At 62.5% G+C, this 15308-nt stretch carries 23 protein-coding genes; 17 read left to right on the top strand and 6 right to left on the bottom strand.

The features are described from left to right. Positions 1-42 precede the first annotated feature (42 nt). The 6 genes from EJO71_RS08695 (at position 43) to EJO71_RS08675 (ending at position 4399) form a co-directional block, all read left to right on the top strand. On the top strand, positions 43-846 hold the full coding sequence (locus EJO71_RS08695; RefSeq protein ID WP_125948379.1) for a HupE/UreJ family protein: 804 nt from the start codon (positions 43-45) through the stop codon (positions 844-846). A 25-nt stretch (positions 847-871) separates the two neighbouring features. Continuing rightward, positions 872-1222, top strand: a complete 351-nt coding sequence (locus EJO71_RS08690; RefSeq protein WP_125948380.1) for a DUF6488 family protein — start codon at positions 872-874, stop codon at positions 1220-1222. A gap of 29 nt (positions 1223-1251) precedes the next feature. Continuing rightward, the gene (locus EJO71_RS08685) at positions 1252-1602 is read left to right on the top strand and encodes a hypothetical protein (RefSeq protein WP_125948381.1); all 351 of its coding nucleotides are present in this window, start codon (positions 1252-1254) and stop codon (positions 1600-1602) included. A gap of 22 nt (positions 1603-1624) precedes the next feature. Continuing rightward, positions 1625-2950 carry an MFS transporter gene (locus EJO71_RS08680; RefSeq protein ID WP_125948382.1) on the top strand — a complete coding sequence of 442 codons (1326 nt, stop codon included), beginning with the start codon at positions 1625-1627 and terminating at the stop codon, positions 2948-2950. Positions 2951-2968: 18 nt separating this feature from the next. Then, entirely contained in the window at positions 2969-3103 is a 135-nt protein-coding gene (locus tag EJO71_RS34935; RefSeq protein ID WP_276311654.1) for a hypothetical protein, read from the top strand. 159 nt (positions 3104-3262) lie between these two features. Beyond that, a complete protein-coding gene (locus EJO71_RS08675; RefSeq protein WP_125948383.1) occupies positions 3263-4399 on the top strand; it encodes a nickel/cobalt efflux protein RcnA in 1137 nt (378 codons plus the stop codon). Positions 4400-4422: 23 nt separating this feature from the next. Here EJO71_RS08675 and merR read toward each other — a convergent pair whose 3' ends face one another. Next, positions 4423-4842 carry an Hg(II)-responsive transcriptional regulator gene (gene merR / locus EJO71_RS08670; RefSeq protein ID WP_125948384.1) on the bottom strand — a complete coding sequence of 140 codons (420 nt, stop codon included), beginning with the start codon at positions 4840-4842 and terminating at the stop codon, positions 4423-4425. Positions 4843-4907: 65 nt separating this feature from the next. Here merR and merC point away from each other — a divergent pair, with 65 nt between their 5' ends. Then, positions 4908-5330 carry an organomercurial transporter MerC gene (gene merC / locus EJO71_RS08665; protein WP_125948385.1) on the top strand — a complete coding sequence of 141 codons (423 nt, stop codon included), beginning with the start codon at positions 4908-4910 and terminating at the stop codon, positions 5328-5330. Next, positions 5327-5593, top strand: a complete 267-nt coding sequence (locus EJO71_RS34725) for a GDCCVxC domain-containing (seleno)protein (RefSeq protein WP_125948386.1) — start codon at positions 5327-5329, stop codon at positions 5591-5593. Before merC ends, EJO71_RS34725 begins: the two co-directional genes overlap by 4 nt. A 219-nt stretch (positions 5594-5812) precedes the next feature. Here the strand turns inward: EJO71_RS34725 and EJO71_RS34290 are convergent, their stop codons facing one another. The 3 genes from EJO71_RS34290 to EJO71_RS08650 all read right to left on the bottom strand — a co-directional run bounded on the left by EJO71_RS34290 (position 5813) and on the right by EJO71_RS08650 (position 8017). Next, a complete protein-coding gene (locus tag EJO71_RS34290; protein ID WP_164546788.1) occupies positions 5813-5965 on the bottom strand; it encodes a hypothetical protein in 153 nt (50 codons plus the stop codon). Between the two features lie 111 nt (positions 5966-6076). Beyond that, positions 6077-7339 carry an MFS transporter gene (locus EJO71_RS08655; protein WP_125948387.1) on the bottom strand — a complete coding sequence of 421 codons (1263 nt, stop codon included), beginning with the start codon at positions 7337-7339 and terminating at the stop codon, positions 6077-6079. Between the two features lie 21 nt (positions 7340-7360). Then, positions 7361-8017 (bottom strand): Chromate resistance protein ChrB, encoded by a 657-nt coding sequence (locus tag EJO71_RS08650; protein ID WP_206169003.1) that lies wholly within the window; start codon positions 8015-8017, stop codon positions 7361-7363. 91 nt (positions 8018-8108) lie between these two features. On the opposite strand from EJO71_RS08650, the gene EJO71_RS08645 reads away from it, so the two are divergent. From EJO71_RS08645 to EJO71_RS08605, 9 genes are all read left to right on the top strand, one after another. After that, positions 8109-8492, top strand: a complete 384-nt coding sequence (locus tag EJO71_RS08645; protein ID WP_125948388.1) for a YkvA family protein — start codon at positions 8109-8111, stop codon at positions 8490-8492. A gap of 13 nt (positions 8493-8505) precedes the next feature. Beyond that, positions 8506-8892: a DUF1232 domain-containing protein gene (locus tag EJO71_RS08640; protein WP_125948389.1), complete on the top strand. Its 387-nt coding sequence runs from the start codon at positions 8506-8508 to the stop codon at positions 8890-8892. A 245-nt stretch (positions 8893-9137) separates the two neighbouring features. Further along, a complete protein-coding gene (locus EJO71_RS08635; RefSeq protein ID WP_125948390.1) occupies positions 9138-9461 on the top strand; it encodes a metalloregulator ArsR/SmtB family transcription factor in 324 nt (107 codons plus the stop codon). A gap of 11 nt (positions 9462-9472) precedes the next feature. Next, complete coding sequence (locus tag EJO71_RS08630; RefSeq protein ID WP_125948391.1) at positions 9473-9952, top strand: ArsI/CadI family heavy metal resistance metalloenzyme; 480 nt, start codon at positions 9473-9475, stop codon at positions 9950-9952. Between the two features lie 10 nt (positions 9953-9962). Then, positions 9963-10463: an arsenic resistance N-acetyltransferase ArsN2 gene (gene arsN2 / locus EJO71_RS08625; protein ID WP_125948392.1), complete on the top strand. Its 501-nt coding sequence runs from the start codon at positions 9963-9965 to the stop codon at positions 10461-10463. Further along, positions 10456-10965, top strand: coding sequence for an arsenate reductase ArsC (locus tag EJO71_RS08620; protein WP_125948393.1), 510 nt, complete (start codon positions 10456-10458; stop codon positions 10963-10965). The genes arsN2 and EJO71_RS08620 overlap by 8 nt, the downstream gene beginning before the upstream one ends. Further along, on the top strand, positions 10962-11450 hold the full coding sequence (locus EJO71_RS08615) for an arsenate reductase ArsC (RefSeq protein WP_125948394.1): 489 nt from the start codon (positions 10962-10964) through the stop codon (positions 11448-11450). The genes EJO71_RS08620 and EJO71_RS08615 overlap by 4 nt, the downstream gene beginning before the upstream one ends. Positions 11451-11454: 4 nt before the next feature. After that, positions 11455-12513, top strand: coding sequence for an ACR3 family arsenite efflux transporter (gene arsB, locus EJO71_RS08610; protein ID WP_125948395.1), 1059 nt, complete (start codon positions 11455-11457; stop codon positions 12511-12513). Further along, the gene (locus tag EJO71_RS08605) at positions 12503-12823 is read left to right on the top strand and encodes a hypothetical protein (RefSeq protein ID WP_346428055.1); all 321 of its coding nucleotides are present in this window, start codon (positions 12503-12505) and stop codon (positions 12821-12823) included. Before arsB ends, EJO71_RS08605 begins: the two co-directional genes overlap by 11 nt. A gap of 68 nt (positions 12824-12891) precedes the next feature. Here EJO71_RS08605 and EJO71_RS08600 read toward each other — a convergent pair whose 3' ends face one another. Both EJO71_RS08600 and EJO71_RS08595 read right to left on the bottom strand, forming a co-directional pair. Beyond that, complete coding sequence (locus EJO71_RS08600; RefSeq protein ID WP_125948396.1) at positions 12892-14841, bottom strand: cytochrome c/FTR1 family iron permease; 1950 nt, start codon at positions 14839-14841, stop codon at positions 12892-12894. Positions 14842-15007: 166 nt separating this feature from the next. Then, positions 15008-15301, bottom strand: a complete 294-nt coding sequence (locus EJO71_RS08595) for a hypothetical protein (protein ID WP_125948397.1) — start codon at positions 15299-15301, stop codon at positions 15008-15010. Positions 15302-15308 lie beyond the last annotated feature (7 nt).

The raw sequence follows: 15308 nt of genomic DNA, 5'->3' as shown, positions 1-15308 counted from the left end.
GCCCGTCCATCTTCTGAACCTTTGTCCATTGAAAGAGATTTGATGTTGATCCCTCACCGGAAACTCGCGTTGCTGGCGCTCGCCGTGCTGGCGCTGCTGATCGGTCTGCCTTTTGACGTGCTCGCCCACGGCATCTCCGAAGCCGATCGCCAGCGCATGCTCAGCGGCGGCTACCTGCAGTACGTCGGCCTTGGCGCCACGCACATGCTCACCGGCTATGACCACCTGTTGTTCCTGTTTGGCGTGGTGTTTTTTCTCACGAACTTCAGGGACGTGGCCAAGTTCGTCACGGTCTTCACGCTGGGCCACTGCATCACCCTGGTGTTCGCGACGTACTTCAAGATCACCTGGAACTACTACCTGATCGACGCCATCATCGCGATCAGCGTCATCTACAAGGGCTTCGACAACAACGGCGGCTTCCAGAAGTACTTCGACATGAAGTCGCCCAACCTGCTGGTCGCAGTGTTCGGTTTCGGACTGCTGCATGGCTTCGGCTTGTCCACGCGGCTGCAGCAGCTGCCGCTCGGCGACGACAGCACCTCGATGCTGATCCGCATCCTGAGCTTCAACCTCGGCGTCGAGATCGGCCAGATCGCTGCACTGGCAGTCATGGTCGCGCTGCTGGCGCTCTGGCGTCATCGCCCCTCGTTCCGGCGCTTCAGCTTCGCCGCCAACCTTGCGCTGGTCTACGCCGGCGTGTTGCTGCTGCTCATGCAACTGCATGGCTACCAGCACGACTCAGATCCCAACGGTTTCCGTTTCCCTGACCAAGAGCACAACCACGCGCACGAGGACATGGAGATTGGAAAGACTGCCGATCCTGGCAGGGATTCCCTCGACTAACCAATCATCAAGAAAGGATGACTCAATGAAGAAAATCGCGATGGCCCTGGCCTCGTTTGCAGCCCTCGCCGGCGCCGGTTCCGCCATGGCTTCGGAGGGCGGCAGCTGCCACTTCCACGGCAACACGCCCGCATCGGAAAAGGTCGTGGTCGATTGCGCCTCCCAGCGCAAGGCTTCGCTGGTCAGCGGCGGCAAGCTCGACAAGAGCTGGGAAGCCGTGAAGGTGGAGAAGGTCGAACAGATCGACGGCAAGAAGGGCAAGGAGTGGAAGGTGAGCTTCAAGAACGCGGCCGTCACGCAAGCCGACAAGAGCACCCTCTATGTCTTCCTGAGCCAAGCCGGCAATTACATCGCTTCGAACTTCTCGGGCAAGTAAGCGCGCAGCGCCGGCCCGAGTGCATCGACATGAATCCCAGGCGCCTGCTGTTGTGGACTTCCATCGTTCTCTCGCTCGGGGCGGTTTCCGGCTGTGCCACCGTCTACGAAGGCCAATTCGCTTTCAACGACGGCTGGCGCAAGGCCAAAGTCGAGAAGGTCGGCTCAGCATCGACGCTCGATGCGATGTCTGCGAGCGATTGCCGCGGCGTCGCCCCCGCCGATGGCTTTGCGCTCGTTTCTTACGCCGACTTCGGTCACTTGCGGCGACGCATCGTGGCGCTCCCTTCTCACACCCGCTTTGAAGCGGGTGACGCTGTGTACATCAAGTTGCGCAGCTGCTCCGGCGACGTCGCACGTCAGCGCGCGTTGTCTCGATAGACGGTTCAACAAAGGAGTCTCCATGCTTGACGTGCTCCGTAATACAACATACCGGCACTTATTCTTCGCCCAGGTGATCGCACTGCTCGGCACAGGCCTTGCCACGGTTGCACTGGGCTTGCTGGCCTTCGACCTTGCCGGCGCGAACGCCGGCGTGGTCCTCGGCACGGCGCTGGCCATCAAGATGGCAGCGTACATCGGCGTGGCGCCGATCGCATCGGCCTTTGCCGAACGCCTTCCACGCAGGGCCGTCCTGGTCGCGCTCGACCTGATCCGCGCAGGCGTTGCATTGACACTGCCTTTCGTCACACAGATCTGGCAGATCTACATTCTGATCTTCGTGCTGCAGTCCGCGTCGGCCGCGTTCACGCCCACCTTCCAGGCAACGATTCCAGACGTGTTGCCGGATGAGGACCAGTACACGCGCGCGCTGTCCCTGTCGCGTCTGGCCTATGACATGGAAAGTCTAGTGAGCCCGGCGCTCGCTGCGCTGCTGCTGAGCGTCGTGAGCTACCACGCGTTGTTCGGAGGCACCGTCGTCGGCTTCGTTGCTTCCGCGGCGCTGGTCGTGTCCGCGGTGTTGCCCAAAGCCAAGGTTCCGCCCAAGCGCGGAATCTACGAGCGCACGACGCGGGGGCTGCGCATCTATCTTGCAACGCCGCGGCTTCAAGGCCTGCTCGCGCTCAACCTGGCGGTGGCATCGGCCAGCGCAATGGTCATCGTGAACACGGTCGTCCTCGTGCAAGCGACCTTCGGGCTCACGCAGACCGCCACCGCCGTCGCGCTCTCGCTGTTCGGCGCGGGCTCTATGCTGGTTGCGCTAGCGCTGCCCAAGGTGCTCGAGCGGCTTCCAGAGCGGCTGGTGATGTTGAGCGGCGCGGCGCTGCTCGCCGTGGGATTGTTCCTGGGGTTCCTGGCGGCGAAGTGGTACGCCGCACTTCTTCCTCTCTGGTTCGTCCTCGGTCTCGGCTATTCGCTGGCACAGACACCGTCCGGTCGTCTGCTTCGCAGATCCGCGCATCCGGAGGACAGACCCGCGCTCTTCGCGGCGCAGTTTGCGCTCTCGCACGCCTGCTGGCTCATCACCTACCCATTGGCCGGCTGGTTAGGCGCGAAGACCGGCTTGACCGTGAGCTTCCTTGCCTTGGGTGGGTTGGCGACTGCATCCGTCGTGATGGCCGCCTATCTGTGGCGCGGTTCGGACGAGGCGATGCTAGAGCACACCCATGCCGATCTGCCTGCCAATCATCCTCACGTGGCGGCCGCCGGCCACGCACGAACGTCGCACGATACGACCCACGCGCACGACTACGTCATCGACGACGACCACCCGCGCTGGCCGTCATAGCCAAGCCCGCACCAAGACATGCTTCTCCTGCTGATCGAGGACGAAATGAAGCTGGGCGACCATTTGCACGAAGGTTTGACCGAGAGCGGCTTCAGCGGGAATTTCTCGCGCGATGGCGCGGAAGGCCGTGCGATGGCGCTGACCTTTTGGTGAGGCTGCTTTGAGATGGCTCGGAGTCCTCATTGGCAACACAGGATCTGCTTGTTGTATCCATAGGGGGAGGATAGGATATGTATGAACTTGAAGCACCCCTCTCCGAGCTGACCATCATGTAAATCGGTCGATGTCAGGCTCCTCCTCGCATTCAAAAAAATGGATAACTTCGCTCAACTTCTTCAATCTGGAAACGCTTGGGTTTTCATCCCATCCGCCATCCTTCTGGGTGCTCTGCACGGCCTGGAGCCCGGACATTCGAAAACGATGATGGCTGCCTTCATCGTTGCGGTCAGGGGCACGGTCGGACAGGCCGTCTTGCTCGGACTCGCGGCAACGCTCTCGCACACCGCTGTCGTCTGGGCCGTCGCGATGGGTGGCCTCTACCTCGGGCGCAACTGGAGTGCCGAGGAGACCGAGCCTTACTTTCAGATTGCTTCAGCAGTGTTGATCATCTCGATTGCGCTCTGGATGCTCTGGCGGACCTATCGCGAACAGCAGCGCGAGCGTATCGAGACAGACGACGACCATGGGCATGATCATCACGGCCATGGTGAGGAGAAGCGTCGCATCGATACCGGTCATGGAATCGTTGACCTGGAAGTCTTCGAGGATGGAGTCCCGCCTCGATTCCGCGTCCGATTTGAGGGGCATGACACCGTGCCGCAAGGCCAGACCGTCACCCTCGAAACTGAACGCCCTGGCGGGGAGCGCCAGGCGTTCGTTCTGGCCAGCAAGGGCAGCTATCTCGAATCAGTCGACGAGATTCCCGAGCCGCATGAGTTCACGGTCCGGCTGTCGATTGCACATGGTGGCCATGCACACAGCTTTGATGTGGAGTTCGTCGAGCATGGACATGGCCATGACCACGGAGACCACGGCCTGGATGTCTCGGATCCTGGTTTTCAGGACGCGCATGAACGGGCGCACGCCAACGATATCAAGCGCCGCTTTGCGAGCCGCAACGTCACCACCGGGCAGATCATCGGCTTCGGCCTCACGGGAGGCCTGATTCCCTGTCCTGCTGCCATCACGGTGCTGCTGCTGTGTCTGCAACTCAAGCGCTTCACCCTCGGAGCGTCACTCGTACTCTGCTTCAGTATCGGCTTGGCGATCACGATGGTTGCCGCTGGCGTCGTCGCTGCCCTGGGCGTGAAGCACGCGTCGAAACGCTTCTCCGGCTTCGGAACGTTCGCGCGCAGGGCTCCCTATGCGTCGAGCGCCCTGATCATCCTGGTCGGGCTCTACGTTGGGTATCACGGGCTCCTGTCACTCCATGCGACTGGAGTTGTCTAGTTCCGATAGCGGTCGGAACTGAATCAACGGCTGCGCGCAGCGTGCGATGGCTGCTCCTGCAGCGCGGAAATCAGTGGACAAGACACCGTACCGTGGCTCGCAGAACAGTCGTCAACCAACGTGGCCAGCACCGACTCGATACGGTGCAGATCGGCTAGCTTGGATCGAACATCAGCAAGCTTCCCCTGCGCGACCTGGCGCGCCTCATTGCAGTGGGTGCCGTCATCCAACGCGAGCAGACTTGCCACTTCGTCAAGGCTGAAACCCAGGCTCTGGGCGGACTTCACAAACCGGACCCGCGCCACATCGGTGGCGCCGTAGCGTCGAATGCTGCCTGAGGGCCTGTCCGGCTGCGGCAGCAGGCCTTTGCGCTGATAGAACCTGATCGTCTCCACGGTGACCCCCGCTGTGTCAGCAAATTCGCCGATGCTCAGGTTGTCCATGTCACTTGACTCCGTACTTGACTACGGAAGTATTGTGGCGCTATCGAAATACAAGGACTTGATCAATGGAATGGATCACGCGCTTGGCCGACAAGACGGGCGCCTTGGGCAGCATCGTCTCCGCAGCCTCATGTCCGGCTTGTTTTCCCGCGTTCGCTGGCCTCGGCTCGGCCATGGGCTTGGGATTCTTCGCCGGGTATGAAGGCCTGTTCATCAACACACTGCTCCCGCTTTTTGCGGCGATTGCACTGATCGCCAATGCGCTCGGCTGGTTGCGTCATCGGCAATGGCGACGCAGCGTGCTGGGCATGGTCGGCCCCGCAATGGTGCTCGCGGCCATGCTTCTGTTCTTCGGTCGGTGGTGGACCGCCGATCTGTTGTACGTGGGACTGGCACTGATGATCAGCGTTTCGATTTGGGATCTCTTGTCGCCGGCGAACAGGCGTTGCCAATCGGAAAGCTGCGACGCCTTGAACGCGCACTCATGACGCGCGAGCAGAACCCAGAAAGGGTCGCGGTTCTCGACTCGGTGCTGACCTGTCCACACTGCGGCTACGCAAAGAGTGAACACATGCCCATCGACGCGTGCCAGTTCTTCTATGAATGCGACAACTGCAAGGCGCTGCTGCACCCAAAGCCCGGTGATTGCTGCGTGTTCTGCTCGTTTGGATCGGTGAAATGTCCACCGATCCAGGCGCAGAGGTCGTGTTGTGGAGATGAAGCAATAGCTCCACAGCAGATTTGCATCTAGTGGCCGTAGATTGGACCTATTCGCATTTTTGATGCTGCTTGCAGCGGGTGTCGTCGCTGCCTTGGGCCTGAAACATGCGTTGAAGCGATTTTCCGGCTTCGGAACATTTGCACGCAGGGCACCTTATGCATCGAGCGCCCTGATCATCCAGTTCGGGCATTACGTTGGCTATCACGGCATCCCGTCGCTGCATGCGGCCGGTGTGGTCCAGAGCCACAGTCAGTCCGCAGTGACCACCTTGACATAGAGCTCGACAACCACCCAGCCGATCAAGGCCGCGGCGCCGATGACCAGCAGCACCGATGCGGCAGCCCGCTCGATTTGGCGAAATGTAGTCCGCATCTTCGAACGGCCGCCTGAAGAATCATCCAACAGGCGTCTCATAGCAATCATTGTGATCCTTCGCCACCTTGCGTAAAAGGCGCGTGCGCATAGGTGTTTCTGGCCTGTGGAAGCGCTCCAGATCGGGAGCGCTTTATGTGGCTACTCCCCGTCCAGCCGATCCCGCCGCATGGCGCGCCAAAGTGTGAGGTCGTAGGTGATCTTGAGCAGTCCGCATGCGACGAGCGGCAGCGAGATCCAGCCGGCCGCGAAGAGCGCACCGCTGATCGTCGGGCTGATGGCTGCAGCAAGGCTCCGGGGCACCGCAGTGAAACTCGCCGCAGCGGCACGCTCGGCCGGCGTCACGACAGCCATCACGTAGGCCGTCCGCGTGGGGACATCCATCGACGACAGCGCGCTGCGGATCGTCAGCAAGCCCAGCGCGATCGGCAGGTTGGGCGACAGCGCCGCCAACACCAGGCAGACGTTGGCCGGCAGGTGCGTGAAGACCATGGTGTTGAGCAATCCGATGCGCTGCGCCACCACTGGCGCTGCGAGCTGCGACGCCGCGCTCAGCAAGCCGGTCCAGAAGAAAAACACCCCGGCCTGCGTGAGCGAGAAGCCGAACCGCTCTAGCAACCACAGCGACATCAGGGCGTTGACCGTCAACCCGCCGGCAAAGGCATCGACGCTGAAGAGCGCTGCCAGTCGCACCACCACGCGGCGTGACGGACCGAGTGGGGCCGGTGCGACAGGCGGGCTGTCTGTGTTGTTAGCTGAGGTGTGTGCCGGCAGGCGCCGATAGAGGCAAAAGACGGTCAGCCCGATCGCGGCGTACACAACGAACATCCCTCGCAACGCGTCCAGGCGCGCGAACTCGGTGTGTCGCACCAACCAGTCGGGCACAGCAGCGGCCAAGGCCCCCAGTGCGGCGCACAGCGCGCCCACGAGGCTGTAGCGTGCAAACAGCGCGGTTCGCGCGTGACCCTGAGCCGCGGCGGCCAGGCGGGCATGTTCCAACGGAAGGAAAACGCTCACGTCGCCAGAACTGGGATTAAGCGTGCCGACCAGTGCGATGACCAGCAGAGGCCAGAACGATGCCAAGCCTGAAAAGCCCAAACCCGTGGCGGCCATCAGCAAGGCAGCGCCGCGCAGCAGCCGTCCGCCTGCAAAGCGGTATCCCCAGGCGCCAACTGCCAGCGTGGCCAGCGCAGAGCCCAGCATCGTCGCTGTGCTCACGATGCCCACCTCCAGCGTGCCCAGCCCGATCGACAGCAGGTAGGCCGGCAGCAGAACCGCCATGTACCCGTCGCCGAAGGCGCGAAGCCCTCGTGCGGCGAGCAGTGGCAAAGCTCCTGGGTCGACGCCGACAGGCAGCAGGCGCGAGAAGCCCAGACGTGAGTGAGGCAAGGGAGTGGTTCTCATCGCTCTGCAGGTCCTCGAGCTTCATTTCCCATCTCTGCGCTTGGCGTTTTTCTTCGCTGTCGGCTTCTTGGCTGCAGGGGTCTTGGAGGGGGCGCGTTTCGCTGCGGCTGGCTTCTCCAGCGGCTCACCCTTGGCGTTCTGTTCGCGCTCGAACACCTCGTTGGCGTAGGCCTCAAGCAACTCCTCGCATTCGGCGAGGCGCTGCTGCGCCGTTGCGCGTGCCGGCGCGCCATAGAAGTCCAGCGCCTTGATGCGCTCCAGCCAGTTCTTGAGCTTCTTCAGGTCTTCGTCGTTCTCCTTCACCTCTGCAAAGGTGTAGTGATCGGCCTTGACCTCCTTCTCGATCTCCTTCTTGTAGTCGACGCACTTGTCGAGGAACTCTTCATAGTCCTGGTCGCGGTCGTGCTTGAAGTAGGCAACGACACGTTCTTCCTGCTTCGTGTCGAGGGCAAGGGTTTCGAAAATCACGGCCTCGCCACCGGCACGATCGATGTCGGCCTGAACCATGCGGAACTGGCGCTGGTGTTCGGTCGTGGTGGGCAGCACGCAGATGCTGTTCTGCAGGTAGACAGCGCCCAGGCTGCGGATGCGGCGCCAGATCGCCACGCGGAACTTGGACGGTTCGGCGGGCACCTTGTAGGTCAGCAGGAGCCAGCTCTGTTTTTTCTCTCGATTCATCAATAATGTAGCGGTCGTTACATCGTGAATGTACCGTTGAAGTTCGAACTGAACAAGTTAACCCAATCCGTCTCAAAGAGGAGGCCTCCTGTTGTCGATCCTGCAAAACATCCGCCAATGGGCCCGTCGCGTCAAACGCGATGCCGTGACGCTGTGGTTCGCGTGCCGCCATCCGGGCACCTCGTGGCTACCCAAAGCGCTGGCGGCCTTTGTCGTTGCCTACGCGCTCAGCCCGATCGACTTGATCCCGGATTTCATTCCGGTGCTGGGGTACGTGGACGATGCGCTCCTGCTGCCCGGCCTGATCTGGCTGGCGATACGGCTGCTGCCCAAGGACGTGCTCGCCGAATGCCGTGTGCAGGCGGACGACTGGATACGGCGTGGCGAGGGCAAGCCGCGAAGCCCGTGGGGCGTCGCATTCGTTGTTGCGGTCTGGCTCGGTGTTGGGGTGGCTTTGTGGCTGTGGCTTCGATAAGTAGGGAACATCCATGAACCCCATTGCATGGTCGCGCCGTTGCGTAGTGACCTTGCTGGCGCTGTGCATGAGCAGCTTGCATCGCGATACTCCGCGTGCGGCGAAGGCTATCGGGCTGTTCGTTCTTGTCTACGCGGCGAGCCCTGTGGACTGGACCCCGGACGTGGTGCCCATGCCGGCCTACCTGGACGATCTGGTGTTGTTGGCGGCCCTGTCGTGGCTGGCGTTGCGTATGTTGCCGCGAGGTGTATGGCAAGAGTGTCTCACTAGGAGCGCGGATTGGATCGGCGTCTGTGTTGGTTGGCTCGACGGTGCTTCGACGGCACTCATGCTGGTGTTTGCGTTGTCAGCGGTTGCTGGGTGGCTTTGGCTGTGGTTCGTCGCGTGGTCGCAGCGATAGGGCAAGGCTCACGCTGCACCGCTACGACCGATTAGGTAGCAACCCGTCGCACTAGCGACGGCTGCGCGAGCTTGTCGAGCATCTATCTGTACACCGAGGGCGATGCATCCTCACGATGCCACGGCGGCTGCGCACCAGGTTGGCCGGTGCACGCTGTAAAGCTTCGGCCGCTTCGAACTCCAGTGCATAACCTCGATCATTCAAAACTCGTTGAATTATTTCCATGATTCAACTATTATTGAATAATGGAAGAGAGAATCGTCATTCAAGGCTTGGCCGCGCTGGCCCAACCTGTGCGCCTTCAGGTCTTTCGAGCGCTGGTCGTCGCTGGCCCCACAGGGCTCACGCCTGGCGTGCTCGCGGAGCAACTCGGCGTGCCGTCAACCAGCCTTTCGTTCCACCTCAAGGAGCTGACGCACGCAAACTTGGTCAGCCAGGAGCGTGACGGCCGCAACCTGATCTATCGCGCGGTGTTCGAGCAGATGAATGCGCTGCTCGGCTACCTCACGGAGAACTGCTGTCAGGGCGAGGCATGCCTCGTCGACAGCTCCACTGTTTGCGAATGCTGAAGGAGAAACACATGAAGCGCTTCCATGTCCATCTGCACGTCGACGACCTCGCCAAGAGCATCGCCTTCTACTCCAACCTTTTCGCGTCGCCGCCGGCACGTGTCGAGGCCGACTACGCCAAGTGGATGCTCGACGATCCGCGCGTCAACTTCGCAATCTCTACTGTCGGCCAGGCCAGAGGCATCGACCATCTCGGTATTCAGGCCGAGGACCACGAAGAACTCGCAGAGTTGAAGGCTCGCGGCCAAGCCGCCGACCGCACGCTGCTCGACGAAGGAGAGACCGTGTGTTGCTACGCGCGCAGCGAAAAGCACTGGGTCACCGATCCGCAGGGGATCGCGTGGGAGCACTTCCAGACCTTGGACGGCGCCGTGCCGGTCTACGGTCAGCCCAAGGCTGTCGCCAAGACCGAGTCCGCCTGCTGTACGCCTGGTGCTGTCCGAAGCATTCCGGTCAACGTGTCTGGCAAGGGCACCGGCGCCTGCTGCTGAGGGCTACGGCATGTCGCAACCGCCCGAATCGCTGGTCAGGTCGCTGTTCGTCCGCGCAGAAGCCGCGTCTCTGTCGCCCGTGCGATCCCTTCTTCGGGATGCCAGCCTTCCCGAATCCGACCTCAGGGAAGAGCACATGGAAGCCTTCTTCGTGAGCCGCGCAGGCGACGAAGGGATCCTTGCCTGCGTCGGTCTGGAGCGCTTCGGCGACACCGCCTTGCTGCGGTCCCTTGCGGTTCGCGCCGATGCGCGCGGCAACGGTGTGGGCGACCAGGCCCTTCAGACCATGGAGGCCTTCGCCGCGTCGAAAGGCGTGAATCGCCTCTGCATCCTGACCACCACGGCAGAGCCGTTCTTCAAGGCACGAGGCTTCGAACGCTGCGACCGCGCGGCGCTGCCGGCATCCGTGCAGGCGAGCAGTGAATTCAAGAGCCTGTGCCCGGCCTCGGCTGTCTGCATGTTCAAAGAAATCACCCCGACTTCCTCCACCGAGAAACATCCTCATGGCTGAGAAAACCTACAACGTGCTGTTCATCTGCACGGGCAACTCTGCGCGTTCCATCCTGGCCGAAGGCCTGCTCAACGAACTGGGCAAAGGGCGATTCAAGGCCTACTCCGCTGGCAGCCATCCGGCCGGCAAGGTCAATGCCTACGCGTTGCTCACTCTGAACAAGATGCACCTTCCCTCCACCGGCTATCGCAGCAAGGACTGGGACGAGTTCGCGAAGCCGGATGCGCCGACAATGGACTTCGTTCTCACCGTCTGCGACAAGGCCGCGGGCGAGGTATGCCCGGTGTGGCCCGGCCAGCCGATGACCGCGCACTGGGGCGTGGCCGACCCTGCGGCCTTCGCGGGACCGGAAGAGGCCACCGAGCGCCAGTTCATGGACACGGCCCTCACGCTCAAGCGCCGGATCGAACTGATGCTGGCCCTGCCTCTGGCCCGGCTCGACTCGATGGCCATCCAGCGCGAAATCCGCGACATCGGCAAGGTTCAGAAGGCTGCGCAATGACGCTCAACGTACTCATTCTCTGCACCCACAACTCCGCCCGCAGCGTGCTGGCCGAGGGCATGCTCAACCACTGGGCCCGCAAGCTCGGCAAGGACGTGAAGGCGTTCAGCGCCGGCAGCGCGCCCAGCGGAAGAATCAACCCGTTCGCCATCGAGGTGTTGAAGGGCGCCGGCGTGGACACCGAAGGCTTCCGAAGCAAGAGCTGGGACGAATTCGCCACGCCGGTCATGCATGTGGTCATCACCGTCTGCGACAGCGCCGCACAAGAGACTTGCCCCTACTGGCCGGGAACACGCGTCAAGGTCCATTGGGGGTATCCGGATCCTTCCAACACCGAGGGCGGCGACGCCGCCAAACGCCAGGCCTTCGAGCTGACGCGCCAGGCGATCTCCTACCGCATGCTGCAACTGCTCGCACTGGACCACCCGGAAGCAATGAGCGACGCCGAGCTGCAAGAGCGGCTGCAGCGCATCTCTTCGAACTGACACCATGAGCGCAGTCATCGAAAGCCCGCGCGCCAGCGCGGCCCCCATGAGCGTGTTCGAGCGCTACCTGACGGTGTGGGTGTTCCTCTGCATCGTCGTCGGCATTGCGCTGGGACAGCTGTTCCCGGCGGCATTCCAGGCGGTGGGCCGCCTCGAGGTCGCCAAGGTCAACATCCCCGTGGGCGTGCTGATCTGGGTGATGATCATCCCGATGCTGCTGCGGGTCGACTTTGCGGCCCTCGCCGAGGTGAAGAACCATTGGCGCGGCATTGGCGTGACGCTGTTCATCAACTGGGCCGTGAAGCCGTTTTCGATGGCCTTCCTGGCCTGGCTCTTCGTGCGGCAGGTCTTTGCGGGCCACCTGCCGGCCGACCAGCTCGACAGCTATGTCGCGGGCTTGATCCTGCTGGCCGCCGCACCCTGCACGGCGATGGTGTTCGTCTGGAGCCGGCTGACTGGCGGCGACCCCGCCTTCACGCTGTCGCAGGTCGCGTTGAACGACGCCATCATGGTGTTTGCCTTTGCGCCCATCGTCGGCCTGCTGCTGGGCCTGTCGGCCATCACGGTGCCGTGGGACACGCTCATCACCTCGGTGGGGCTCTACATCGTGCTGCCGGTGATCTTTGCGCAGGTATTGCGCAAGCAACTGCTGAAGGCCGGGCGCGCCGCTTTCGAGCGAGCCATGCATCGCATCGGTCCTTGGTCGATTGCTGCGCTCCTGCTGACGCTCGTGCTCCTGTTCGCCTTCCAGGGCGAAGCCATCATCAAGCAGCCGCTCGTGATCGCGATGCTCGCGGTGCCGATCCTGATTCAGGTGGTGCTCAACTCCGGGCTTGCGTACTGGCTCAACCGCAAGCTCGGCGAAAAGCACAACATCGCCTGCCCGTCCGCGTTGATCGGCGCCTCCAACTTCTTCGAACTGGCGGTGGCCGCCGCCATCAGCCTGTTCGGTTTCCACTCGGGCGCGGCACTGGCCACCGTGGTCGGCGTGCTGATCGAGGTGCCGATCATGCTGGCGGTGGTCAAGGTCGTGAACTCGTCGCGGGGTTGGTATGAGTCATGAGCTCGGTACTTCGGCCGCCGGTGCTTTCGCAGTGCTGCACGGCTTGGGAAATGGCATCCTGACCATCGCCATCGGGACGCTTCCGCTCCTGATCTTCGGCGCCAAGGGCTACGGGCGGCGCCAGGGATTTTTCATGGTGCCGGCGCGCATCTTGCAAGCTGGCGCACCATTCCTGTTCGGCAGGGCAGTGGAACGTAAGGGCGACAGTTCGCCGTGGTTCTCCGCCCTGCTTGGCCTGTCCGCTTGTCTTGAGCTGGTGATCATGTCTGCCGATATGAAAAAGACAGCTCTCGCGCCCGAACCTTGCTGAAATCAGCGTCCGGAAATCGGAGTGCCCAGTTCATGGCACAGCTATCAGGGCCTGACCGGCCACCTACTTCATGTTGACCGAGGCTGTCGTGCCTTCACCGCGTTCAGCGCAAAGCCCGCCAGCGCAATGATCAGGACCACGGCCTGCGCAATTGTGGTCTCAGCGGACGGATACATCCCGAGCACCTCGATGCGCGGCCAATGGATCGGACTTGCGCTCAACCAGCCCGCCTCCTGAAGGCCCGCGACGCCCTTGCCGGCGAGCACGACTGCGAGCACAGCCACCAAGATTGAGCTGAGGCTGAAGAATTTGCCGATCGGCATGCGAGCGCTGGTGCGCAACATGAGCCATGCGACGACCGCGAGGACGGCCACTCCGCCGACCAATCCACCAAGCAAGGCGCCGTTATTGCCGTCGCCTGCGAGCGCCGAATAAAACAGGACTGTCTCGAAGACTTCGCGGTAGACGGCTATGAACGACAGAGCGAACAGCGCCCACGCCGAGCGCCGTGTCATCGCCGCGGAGAGCTTTTCCTTCAAATAGGCCTGCCATTTGCCGGCGGTGCTCTTCTGGTGCATCCAGAGGCCAACACTCAACAGAACGATGGCCGCAAAGAGTGACGACACCCCTTCGGTCACTTCCCGGCTGGCACCGCTGATGCTCACGAAGTAGGTTGCTGCGGTCCAGGTCAGGCCACCGCAGGCGAGTGCCGCGATCCAGCCGCTATGGACATAGGCCAAGACATCGCGCCGTTCCGCTTTCTTCAGGAAAGCCACCATGCCGACGACAATCAGCAGCGCCTCTACACCTTCGCGAAGCAGGATGGTGATCGATGCGATGAAGGTTGTCAGTGGGTCGGCCTTGTCCGCCCCCAGCTCGGTATCGACCTGGGCGAAGAGATAGTCCAGCTTCTGGGCCGTGGCGTCGGCTTGTTCCAGCTTGCCGCTGGCAAGTGCGCCGCGGTAGGCCAGCATGGCGTTTTCCACTTCGGTGAGTAGCACCTGGTTGCGCGCTCGCAATGCAGGCTCGAGTGGTTCGAACCCATCCAGGTAGGCCGACAAGCCCAGGCGCGTTGCGTTGGCTTGGTCACCCGCGCGCGCTGCGGCAAGGCTCTCCTGAAGGCGCGAGCGGGCCAGGCCCAGTCCTCCTGGACCGCTTGCGGCAACGGCGACTTCCGGGTGGCTTCGAACGTAGGCGGTAAGGTCGCGCGCCGCATCTGGAGACATCCGTTCCGACAGCGCAGCCTCGGTCAATGTGGCGGCGGCGGCCAGGTCGGGAAAGACGGCTTTGGCGGCAGCATCTCGGCCCCATGCCTGTTCACCGCGCGTGCGCATCGCGTCGTCGTGCGACAGCGTTCCGGCGAAAAATGCCAATGCCCATCGATCCTCGTCGGGGAGCGTCGCGAAACTGGGCATCGGCGTGCCAGCGACGCCTTGAGAGACGACCTGGTAGAGCGCGAGCACACTGCGCGAGCGGGCGCGATCCCGATCGGTGAACGCGATAGGCGGCGGGGTCAGCTTTGCGCCCAGTGGGCCATCCCCCCGGCCGGTCGCCCCGTGGCATGCGGCGCAGTTGGCTTCGAACAGCACCTTGGCGCGCACGAGATCCGGTGGCTTGGATGGCGAGAGCGGGAACGGGTAGGCCTTGACCAGTGCCGCAGCCAATGAATGGGCACTGTCGGCCACCGCCTTTGCATCTGACTTCGCCGCGATGAGCTCGCTCAGCGCCGTGGCTTGGCGTTGCAGATCCGCAAGTGCCGGCGTGCTTGGCAGTGCGGCGAGCTGCTGCCCAGCCGTCGCAGCGAACTCCTTCATCTCTTCGTATTCGCTGGCACTCTGGATCTTGCCGCCACTCACCGCGCCGCCGTAGTCGACGGCAAGGTAATCCAGCAGTTGCCAAGTCTGTTTGGCGCGATCGCTCGCCGCGGAGTCCGCAGCCCAGGCAAGAGAAGACGACCAGAGCGCGAGAAGCGCCGCCATGGTCAGGAATTGCCTGACGCAAAGGGAGAGCATTTTCATGTTGTAGTGGTGCTATTGATTCTCATTTTATTGACAGCCAGCATTGCTGCTTGGGTAAATGGACGGCGGCCGCTCGCAAGACTGGTACCCACATCGGCCAAGATCGCCAGCCACAAGAGTCCTCAGCGCCCGAAAGACGCAGGTGTCTGCCGAGCGCTGGCAGGGACTATGACTGCATGTCCTTGCACGCCTTTAGGTCGGCGTCGTGCCGTGCCTTGCGCTGGCGGTTTTCGCCCGGCGTAGTCAGTGCGCGCGGGCCATGATCCAACGGGAGTACGAGTGGCGGCGGCGGGCAGTTCGGCGCGCCTTTGCCGGCCAGCGTATCGGCTCGGCGTTCGGCGGCTGCAACTTTTGCAGCCTTGCGCCCTTGCTCGATGACCTGGAAATCAGGTCCTGCCAGAGCGGATGCGGCGACCCCCAAGGTCAGGGCGCCGATGAGGATGATGAATGACTTTTTCATGATGAAC

Origin of the sequence: Variovorax sp. 679, assembly GCF_003952185.1 — a bacterium.
Lineage (GTDB): Bacteria > Pseudomonadota > Gammaproteobacteria > Burkholderiales > Burkholderiaceae_C > Variovorax.
The sequence above is the reverse complement of the archived record's forward strand: the minus strand, read 5'-3'. Positions and strand labels throughout refer to the sequence as shown.

Coding starts and splice junctions, on each gene's coding strand:
- EJO71_RS08695 (WP_125948379.1), top strand. CDS start 43: ATGTTGATCCCTCACCGGAAACTCGCGTTGCTGGCGCTCGCCGTGCTG.
- EJO71_RS08690 (WP_125948380.1), top strand. CDS start 872: ATGAAGAAAATCGCGATGGCCCTGGCCTCGTTTGCAGCCCTCGCCGGC.
- EJO71_RS08685 (WP_125948381.1), top strand. CDS start 1,252: ATGAATCCCAGGCGCCTGCTGTTGTGGACTTCCATCGTTCTCTCGCTC.
- EJO71_RS08680 (WP_125948382.1), top strand. CDS start 1,625: ATGCTTGACGTGCTCCGTAATACAACATACCGGCACTTATTCTTCGCC.
- EJO71_RS34935 (WP_276311654.1), top strand. CDS start 2,969: ATGCTTCTCCTGCTGATCGAGGACGAAATGAAGCTGGGCGACCATTTG.
- EJO71_RS08675 (WP_125948383.1), top strand. CDS start 3,263: ATGGATAACTTCGCTCAACTTCTTCAATCTGGAAACGCTTGGGTTTTC.
- merR (WP_125948384.1), bottom strand. CDS start 4,842: ATGGACAACCTGAGCATCGGCGAATTTGCTGACACAGCGGGGGTCACC.
- merC (WP_125948385.1), top strand. CDS start 4,908: ATGGAATGGATCACGCGCTTGGCCGACAAGACGGGCGCCTTGGGCAGC.
- EJO71_RS34725 (WP_125948386.1), top strand. CDS start 5,327: ATGACGCGCGAGCAGAACCCAGAAAGGGTCGCGGTTCTCGACTCGGTG.
- EJO71_RS08655 (WP_125948387.1), bottom strand. CDS start 7,339: ATGAGAACCACTCCCTTGCCTCACTCACGTCTGGGCTTCTCGCGCCTG.
- EJO71_RS08650 (WP_206169003.1), bottom strand. CDS start 8,017: ATGAATCGAGAGAAAAAACAGAGCTGGCTCCTGCTGACCTACAAGGTG.
- EJO71_RS08640 (WP_125948389.1), top strand. CDS start 8,506: ATGAACCCCATTGCATGGTCGCGCCGTTGCGTAGTGACCTTGCTGGCG.
- EJO71_RS08635 (WP_125948390.1), top strand. CDS start 9,138: ATGGAAGAGAGAATCGTCATTCAAGGCTTGGCCGCGCTGGCCCAACCT.
- EJO71_RS08630 (WP_125948391.1), top strand. CDS start 9,473: ATGAAGCGCTTCCATGTCCATCTGCACGTCGACGACCTCGCCAAGAGC.
- arsN2 (WP_125948392.1), top strand. CDS start 9,963: ATGTCGCAACCGCCCGAATCGCTGGTCAGGTCGCTGTTCGTCCGCGCA.
- EJO71_RS08620 (WP_125948393.1), top strand. CDS start 10,456: ATGGCTGAGAAAACCTACAACGTGCTGTTCATCTGCACGGGCAACTCT.
- EJO71_RS08615 (WP_125948394.1), top strand. CDS start 10,962: ATGACGCTCAACGTACTCATTCTCTGCACCCACAACTCCGCCCGCAGC.
- arsB (WP_125948395.1), top strand. CDS start 11,455: ATGAGCGCAGTCATCGAAAGCCCGCGCGCCAGCGCGGCCCCCATGAGC.
- EJO71_RS08605 (WP_346428055.1), top strand. CDS start 12,503: ATGAGTCATGAGCTCGGTACTTCGGCCGCCGGTGCTTTCGCAGTGCTG.
- EJO71_RS08600 (WP_125948396.1), bottom strand. CDS start 14,841: ATGAAAATGCTCTCCCTTTGCGTCAGGCAATTCCTGACCATGGCGGCG.
- EJO71_RS08595 (WP_125948397.1), bottom strand. CDS start 15,301: ATGAAAAAGTCATTCATCATCCTCATCGGCGCCCTGACCTTGGGGGTC.